Origin of the sequence: Brevundimonas sp. EAKA (assembly GCF_000698025.1) — a bacterium.
In the GTDB taxonomy this organism is placed as follows: Bacteria; Pseudomonadota; Alphaproteobacteria; order Caulobacterales; family Caulobacteraceae; genus Brevundimonas; species Brevundimonas mediterranea_A.
In genome coordinates this window covers 1-7,655 of sequence record NZ_JMQR01000135.1, presented here as the reverse complement: position 1 = coordinate 7,655, position 7,655 = coordinate 1, and the positions used below count along the sequence as shown (strand labels likewise).

Below are 7,655 nucleotides of genomic sequence, written 5' to 3'. Positions count from 1 at the left end.
CCAGCCCCCGCAGGGGGAGGGAGAGCTTCCCTTCTACTCTCCCCCCGTGATCCCCAGGGGCCGCGACATGAACAGGCGCGGCCCGCCCAGGTCCAGCGCCAGCCGCCGATCCTCGAACGCCCCCATGCCGATCAGGGCCTTGGGAAAGCCCGGCACGGGCACGTCGTCATAGATGGCCACCTCCGCATTGCGGTACAGCTCGTCGGCGAACGTCAGTGTGCGGACCGTCACCGCCTCGGCCCGCACCACCCCGCCCAGCACCAGGCTCTGCCCCGGCCGCCGTTCACGCCCGTCCAGCAGGCCCGCCGCCTGGGCCGTCTCGCGCGTCACGGCCAGAACGGCCGAGGCGCCGGTGTCGATCACCGCCTCCACCGTCGCCCACTCGACCGTGATCCCCGCCTGCAAGGCCTTGCCCGCCCGGGTCACGGCGACGGCGGCCATGTCCGGGGTCGGCGTCCAGACCTCGTGCTTCAGGAACCGCATCCGCCGTCGCCCCGTGTCCAGCTCCAGCACCAGTTCGCGCAGCACGTCCTGACCCAGGATCAGCGGCGCCCCCAGCCCCTGATCGCCCGCCAGCGGCCCCAGGTCCAGGATCGCCGCCCGCAACCCGTCCAGCCTCAGCCGCCCGACCTCGACATCCAGGGCCGCGCCCCGTCCCATCTGCGGCTCGCCCCCGACGCCGTAGGCCACCATGGGAATATTGAAGACATCGGTCAGCCCCAGGGTCTGGACCAACGACCGGTCGATCACCGAATACTGGGCGCCGGAATCGACCAGGGCCCGCACCGGGGTTCCGTTGACCGTCACGGCGACCGTCGGGGTGACGGCGCGGCGTGCGGCGTAATCCAGCCAGCCCGACGCGCCGTCCGCCGGAAACCCGACGCCCGGCGCCTTCCACAACACATGGTCGCGCAGCCACCAGGCCCCGCCCACGGCGCCGGCGACCAGGCCCAGCCGGATCAGAAGATCGCGTCGTCTCATCCCCCAGACATGGACCGTCCCGCGCTCAGGCGCCAGCGGGGACGATGGTCGCAGGGGCACGCCCGAGCGCCCAGGCGGCATGAATTTGTCGCACGGGCGCATCTTCGCCGCCCACCCGACAATTTCCTCCCCCGAACGACCAGAAACCGGGTGACGACGCCGCCCCGGCTGGTTACGACCAGACCATCATGAGCACCTCCAGCGCCCGTTACGTCTCCACCCGCGGTCAGGCCCCCGAGACCGACTTCGCCGACGCCCTGCTGCGTGGCATCGCCCCCGACGGCGGCCTCTATATGCCGGCCGCCTGGCCCACCCTGTCGCCCTCGGCCTGGGATGCGACCGCCGACTACAAGTCCATCGCCCTGCAAGCCGTCGCGCCCTTCATCGGCGACGCCCTGCCCGCCGGCGCGCTCGACCGCGCCCTGGACCGCCTGGCCGCCGGCTTCGCCCATCCCGCCGTCACCCCTCTGGTCGAGCTGGAGCCCGGCCTGTTCGTGCTGGAGCTGTTCCACGGCCCCACCGCCGCCTTCAAGGACCTGGCGATGCAACTGGTCGCCGCCCTGACCGACGAGGCCCTGGCCGCCTCGGGCGAGCGTCTGACCATCCTGACCGCCACCTCGGGCGACACCGGCGCCGCCGCCGTCCGCGCCTTCGCCGGCGCCCAGTCGGTCGATCTGGTCGTGCTCCATCCGCTGGACCGCGTCTCGCCGGTTCAGCGCAAGCAGATGACGACGGTCCAGGCCGACAATGTGCTGAACCTCGCCGTGCGCGGCGATTTCGACGACTGCCAGCGTCTGGTGAAGGGGTTGCTGGCCGAGGCGTCCCTGCGCGAACGCGGCCGTCTGTCCTCGGTCAATTCGATCAACTGGGCCCGGCTGGCGGGCCAGATCCCCTATTATGTCTCGGCCACGGCCCAGCTGGGCGGCCCGGCCACCTTCGTCGTCCCCACCGGCAATTTCGGCGACGCCTTCGCCGGCATCGCCGCCACGAAAATGGGCCTGCCGTGCAACGGCTTCGTCGCGGCGGTGAACCAGAACGACGCCCTGGCCCGCGCCATCAATGACGGGATTTACTCACGCCGTCCCGCGATCGAAAGCGGCAGCGTCTCCATGGACGTCCAGGCCCCGTCCAACTTCGAGCGCCTGGTCTATGAGGCGACCGGCCGCGACGGCGACCGCACCCGCACGGTGTTCGAAACCTTCGCCCGCGACGGCGCCGTCGCCTTCGATCCGGATCTGCTGGCCGCCCTGCGCGCCGCCGTCTCGGCCGTCTCGGTCGACGAGATGGAAACCCGCGCCGAGATCGCCCACGCCTATGAGACCTGGGGCCGCGTCGTCTGCCCGCATACGGCTGTTGCGCTGGCCGCCGCCCGCCGCGTCGATCGCTCGACCGGCCCGGTCGTCGCCCTGTCCACCGCCCACCCGTCCAAGTTCGGCGCCTTCGTCTCCGCCGTCCTCGGCTTCGAACCCGAGCCCGCGCCCGTCATCGCCGCCCTGGGCGACCAGGCCGAGCGGATGACGATCATCGACGGCACGATGGACGCGGCCCTGGCCGCGGTCCGCGCGCGCTGACCCATAAATCTCCCTCCCCCGCAGGGGGAGGGAGAGCGTTTTATTACCTACCGCCGCCGCGTCAGCATCCCGAGCAGCATCAGGCCGACGCCCGCCACCGACAGGGTCGTCACCAGCGGCCGCTTGCGCGCTTCGCCGGCCACGGCCCGCGCCTTGTCGCGATAATCGACCGGGGTCTTCTCGACCAGCCGATCCACCGCGTCCATCGCCTTGCCGAAGGTGTCCAGCGACCGGCCCTTGGCGTCCTCGAACGCCCCCTCGACCTGCAGCTTCTGGTCGCCGACCAGCTTGCCGAAACCCTTTTTAGTCTTACCGGTCGCCTCATACGCGGCGCCCTCGATCCGTTCGTCGGTCATATTGAAATCTCGTCCTCGGGGAGCGCGACCCTCATGGCCGCGTAACCAAGAAAATCCCGGAACCCGCTTCCGTTCCAGCGACAAGGCGGCGCAGGCGCGGCTGTTCGGCTTTTCGATCCGACAGCCGGTTCCCGCCAGCCTTCGCCAGGCGCTCGGTGCAAAATCCAGCTGACCCGACGACTGCGGGGGGCAGCCTTCATTTGCAAAGAGAATTCTCCATGTATCAGCTCAAAGACAAAGTCGCCGTCGTGACGGGCGCCAGTTCGGGCATAGGTCACGCCGCCGCCCGACTGTTCGCCGCGCTCGGCGCCAAGCTCGTGGTCTCCGGCCGTCGTGACGCCGAACTCGCCGACCTGGTCACGATGATCGAGGCCGTAGGCGGCGAAGCGGTCTCGGTCGTCGGCGACGTCCGTGACGAAGCGACGGCCGTCGCCATGGTCCAGACGGCAAAGAACCGGTTCGGCGGCCTGGACATCGCCTTCAATAACGCGGGGATCCTCTCCGAGATGGCGCCGACGCCGGACCTGTCCGTCTCCGGCTGGCGCGACGCTCTCGACGTCAACCTGACCGGCGCCTTTCTGTGCGCCAAGCATCAGATTCCCGCCATGCAGGCGCGCGGCGGCGGTTCGATCATCTTCACCTCGACCTTCGTCGGCCACACCGTCGGATTTCCGGGCATGGCGGCCTATGCCGCCTCCAAGGCCGGACTGATCGGTCTGACCCAGGTCGTCGCAACCGAATTCGGTGCGCAGAAGATCCGCGCCAACGCCCTTGTTTGTGGCGGCGCAGACACCCCGATGGGCCGCAGCGTTGCCGACACACCCGCAGCCCTCGACTTCATATCTGGGCTCTACGCCCTCAAACGGATCGCCCAACCCGAAGAAATCGCTCGCGCGGCCGCCTTCCTCGCCTCCGACGCCTCCAGTTTCATGACCGGAACGGCGACCCTGGTGGACGGCGGCGTGTCGATTTGCCGGACCTGATCGGGCCCGTGTTGATCGCCTCTCCCCGTCAAGGGGAGGGGTTGCGCCCGCAGCGAAGCGGGTGGGGCCCGACGCGAGGCCGGGCCGCCAAAGTTCATCGAACTTGTCAAATCCGGAAGATCGGACAACATGCAAAGCCGCCTGTTCGCGGCGATCAGGAACCTTGGCCATGTTGTTCCCCGCCGCCGTAGCGGCCTTCATATCTGTTCAGGCCGCGCCTTCTGCGGCTGAGATTCTTCAAGGTCTCGACCTGACGTCCTTCCGGAACTCGACGGGCCCATCCCGAGCGGAAGGCCTGCGACGTCCCGCCGACTGGTCCTTCTCGAATCTGACGGTGGAAGACGATGTCGCCAGCTTGCAGCGGACGGGCAACAGATGGCGGCTCGGCCTGAAAATACTGCGATCCACGCCCGACGGCGTCGTTGCCTGCTTCTATGATCAGGCGCTGAATAGCGGGAGCTACAGGACTCAGAAAGCCCTGTTGATCGTCCGGGACGATCTGGGCGGCTATCGCGTCCAGGACCAGGACATTGTCGACCCCGCCTGCCTGCCCAATCCCGGACAAGGGTGACCCTCTTCCAAGGTCTCCTTCCGACCTCGTGGGGAGGTGGCGCGAGCCTCGTCGGCGCCGTGACGGAGGGGTTCTGAACTCGGATTCGGTGGCGCGGAAAGAGCCCCTTCACCCCCTCGGGGCCCCTCCCCACAAGCGGGGAGGAGACAGATTGAAGTCGAAGCGTGAGCAGGACCGGAGCTGTCAGCTATCCCAATTCCGCGACCACACTGTGCGCATTTTCAGCGCCCTGGCGCCTGAAACAGGCTTCAACCTAACGCCCTTCAAAACCGTGCCATACTCCTCGCACGGTCTTTGAGAACTGAACCCCAGCCGCCCCGGCGAAACTGCACTTTGCACATTGCACCGTCTTTTCCGCCCGGTGCAATTTCACCGCCGCGCGAAACACTGGACGAAAATAGACTCCATTTTTTGAGTCTAATCAGGCCGTCTCCAGCGCCCGCCAGTGGTCCATGCGACGCAGGAAGACCGCCGGGTCCTTGGGCGTGACCAGTTTGGAGGGGTCGTGGAAGATGCGATCGTGCAGGCGGGTGACGGTGAACCTCAGGGCCGCCGCCTCGCCCAGTCGCGGCAGGGCCGCGCGCTCGGCCTCGCTCAGCGGCCGCACCGCCTCATAGCCGCGCTGGAAGGCGGCCAGGGCGTCGGGCATCGGTCGGCCCTCAGCGTCGAAGCCCCAGGCCGACAGGGCGATGGCCAGATCGTAGACCAGCGGCCCGGTGCAGCCGAAATAGAAGTCGATCACCGCCGACACCGCCCCCTCTTCGAACAGGATGTTGTCGGGGAAATAGTCGGCATGGATCGGCCCGACGGGCAGATCATCCGTAAACGGATCATCCAGCCGCGCCAGCGCCGCCTCGACCTGGTCCAGCAGCGCCCGGTCCTCGCCCGAGGCCCCCGCCGCGCACCGGTCCGCCAGCCGTCGCCACATGGCCGGACCAACCGGGTTCTCCCGCCGCCCGGCGAACCCGGCCGCCGTCTGGTGCAGCCGCGCCAGCACCGCCCCCGCCGCCGCCTGATCGGCTTCCGACGGGTGGAGCAGCCAGGCGCCGGTCTTCCACTCGATCACCGCCGCCGCCCGGCCGTTCAGCCGCCCCAGCCAGCCGCCGGACCGGTCCTCGATCGGGGTCGGACAAGGAAAGCCCCGCCCCGCCAGATGGGCCGTCAGCCCAAGGCAAAACGGCAGCGACGCTTCGTCCGTCCGCGCCTCGAACAGGGTCAGGACGAACCGCCGGCGGGCTGCCCCCTGCCGGGTCTCCAGCCGGTAATTGGTGTTCTCCACCCCCTCGGCGATGGCGGTCAGTTCGGCCACCTCGCCCAGGTCGTAGCCGGCCAGGAACCGCCTGGCCTCGTCCAGCGATACGGGGGTGAAGACGGCCATGGCCTAGTTCAGGCCCGCGTCGGCGCGGCGGGCGCGCACGATCTCGGCCAGATCGGCCATGATGCTCTCGGTCGTGGACCAGCGGCCGGCGCCCCGGCCCCGGCAGCGCCACACCCGACCGTCGGCGCCGTAAACCTTCAGCGCATTGCCCTCGCCGCGCAGGCTGGAGAACAGCGGGTCGCCGTGTTCGCCCGTCAGCCTGACCGATGGCGCGATGACCCCGTCCTTCAGATGGGCGGCGCCGATCTGGCGCACCCCGCCGTCGGCCGATGTGGCCTCGCTCAGGTGGTCGCGCGGAACCTCGCCCTCGGGCGAGCGGCCGAAGGCTTCGTGGCACAGCAGCCGCACCTTGGCGGCGGCGTCCAGCCCCTCCAGGTCCGCCGACGGATCCTCCTCGGCGAAGCCCGCCGCCCGGGCGTCGGCCAGGGCCTCGGCGAAGGCCGCGCCGTCGCCCAGCCGCTCCAGCATGAAGTTGACCGTGCCGTTCAGCACCGCCTCGAACCCGACCACCTCGCCGGCGGCGCGGGCCGCGCGCACCGTCTCGATCATCGGCGCGCCGCCCCCGACCGAGGCCGACCAGAAGATCCGCCGGCCATGGGCCTTGGCCAGGTCCTGCAGGCCGCCGGGATCGCGGCTGACCGCCTGTTTGTTGGCGCTGGCCACGTCGCAGCCGGCCTCCAGCGCGGCGCGGATGACCGCATGGCCCGCCTCGCCTTCCGACAGGGCCTCCAGCACGATGTCCGGCTTCTTGGCCCAGAGGACGGCCGGATCGGCGGTGAACAGGGACTGGGGACAGGCGACGTCTCGGACCTTCTTCGGATCGCGCACCAGCACCCCGACCACGTCATAGCGCGGGTCGCTGAGCAGCCGGGCCAGTACCCCGCCGCCCACCACGCCGCAGCCGGCGACCGCCACCTTCAGCGGCGGCAGGGCCGGGGCCGGTCCGGGCGGGGCCGACTTCTTGCCGATGACCGTGCCGTCGGCCCGATCCAGAGCCGCGACCTCGATCTCCACGCCCCGGCTCTCGCCCAGATCGATGGCGTCGTGCTGGACCAGGGCGCCGCCAAGCTTGCGCGCCACGTCCCAGGACGCCCGGCGATAGCGCAGGGCCGGGGCCGTCCGATCGTTCGGATCATGGTCGTAAAGGCCGTCGACATCCTTCACCAGACGCACCTTCTTCAGGCCCAGTTCCGCCGCGAGGAAGACCGCCGTCAGGTCCGACCCGCCCCGCCCAAGCAGGGCGATCCGCCCGTCCGGCCGCACGGCGCCAAAGCCGGGCACCACCACCACCTCGTGCCGGTCCAGCGCCTGTTTCAGATGGTCGGGCCGCAGGCCGCAGGGACGCGAATGCTCCGGCTCGCCCTCGGCGACGATGCCAAGCTCCCGCACCGACAGGGCGCAGGCGTCCAGGCCGATCCGGTCGCAGGCGATGGCCACCAGCGCCGCCGACTTCTCCTCCCCCAGGGCCACATAGCCGGGCAGCAGGTCGTTGGAATGGGCCAGGCCCAGCGCCCGCGCCTCGCCCAGCATCTGGTCCGTCGCCCCGCCGAAGGCCGAGACCACCGCCACCACCTTGCGCCCCGCCCGCACATGGCCATAGACGGCCGAGGCCACGAGCGGCGCCTCCGCCGGGCTGCGCAGGATCGACGACCCGAACTTCAGCACCACCACTTCGGCGGCGGCTGCGGCGGGCCGGCCGCTGGGGTCGGGGGTCTCGGGTTTTTCTACGACGGCGGGGGGGGCGGGCATTGGGGGTTTTCGGGGATGTTCGGGAGGCTGGCCCTTATACACAACCTACGCCGCCGACGCACCACT

At 70.0% G+C, this 7,655-nt stretch carries 7 protein-coding genes; 3 read left to right on the top strand and 4 right to left on the bottom strand.

Annotated elements, in window-relative coordinates:
* Positions 1-33: 33 nt before the first annotated feature.
* On the bottom strand, positions 34-981 hold the full coding sequence (locus ER13_RS14660; protein WP_035310393.1) for a retropepsin-like aspartic protease: 948 nt from the start codon (positions 979-981) through the stop codon (positions 34-36).
* A gap of 188 nt (positions 982-1,169) precedes the next feature.
* Here ER13_RS14660 and thrC point away from each other — a divergent pair, with 188 nt between their 5' ends.
* A complete protein-coding gene (thrC, locus tag ER13_RS14655) occupies positions 1,170-2,552 on the top strand; it encodes a threonine synthase (RefSeq protein ID WP_035310391.1) in 1,383 nt (460 codons plus the stop codon).
* A gap of 47 nt (positions 2,553-2,599) precedes the next feature.
* On the opposite strand, the gene ER13_RS14650 is transcribed toward thrC, so the two are convergent.
* On the bottom strand, positions 2,600-2,908 hold the full coding sequence (locus ER13_RS14650) for a CsbD family protein (RefSeq protein ID WP_035310390.1): 309 nt from the start codon (positions 2,906-2,908) through the stop codon (positions 2,600-2,602).
* A 218-nt stretch (positions 2,909-3,126) separates the two neighbouring features.
* Between ER13_RS14650 and ER13_RS14645 the strand changes: the two genes are divergently transcribed.
* Positions 3,127-3,891: an SDR family oxidoreductase gene (locus ER13_RS14645; RefSeq protein ID WP_008263626.1), complete on the top strand. Its 765-nt coding sequence runs from the start codon at positions 3,127-3,129 to the stop codon at positions 3,889-3,891.
* A gap of 169 nt (positions 3,892-4,060) precedes the next feature.
* Positions 4,061-4,462: a hypothetical protein gene (locus ER13_RS14640; RefSeq protein WP_008264108.1), complete on the top strand. Its 402-nt coding sequence runs from the start codon at positions 4,061-4,063 to the stop codon at positions 4,460-4,462.
* Between the two features lie 421 nt (positions 4,463-4,883).
* Here the strand turns inward: ER13_RS14640 and thrB are convergent, their stop codons facing one another.
* Together thrB and ER13_RS14630 are read right to left on the bottom strand one after the other, a co-directional pair.
* Positions 4,884-5,840 carry a homoserine kinase gene (thrB, locus tag ER13_RS14635; protein WP_035310389.1) on the bottom strand — a complete coding sequence of 319 codons (957 nt, stop codon included), beginning with the start codon at positions 5,838-5,840 and terminating at the stop codon, positions 4,884-4,886.
* A gap of 3 nt (positions 5,841-5,843) precedes the next feature.
* Entirely contained in the window at positions 5,844-7,589 is a 1,746-nt protein-coding gene (locus ER13_RS14630) for a homoserine dehydrogenase (RefSeq protein ID WP_035310387.1), read from the bottom strand.
* Positions 7,590-7,655: the final 66 nt, after the last annotated feature.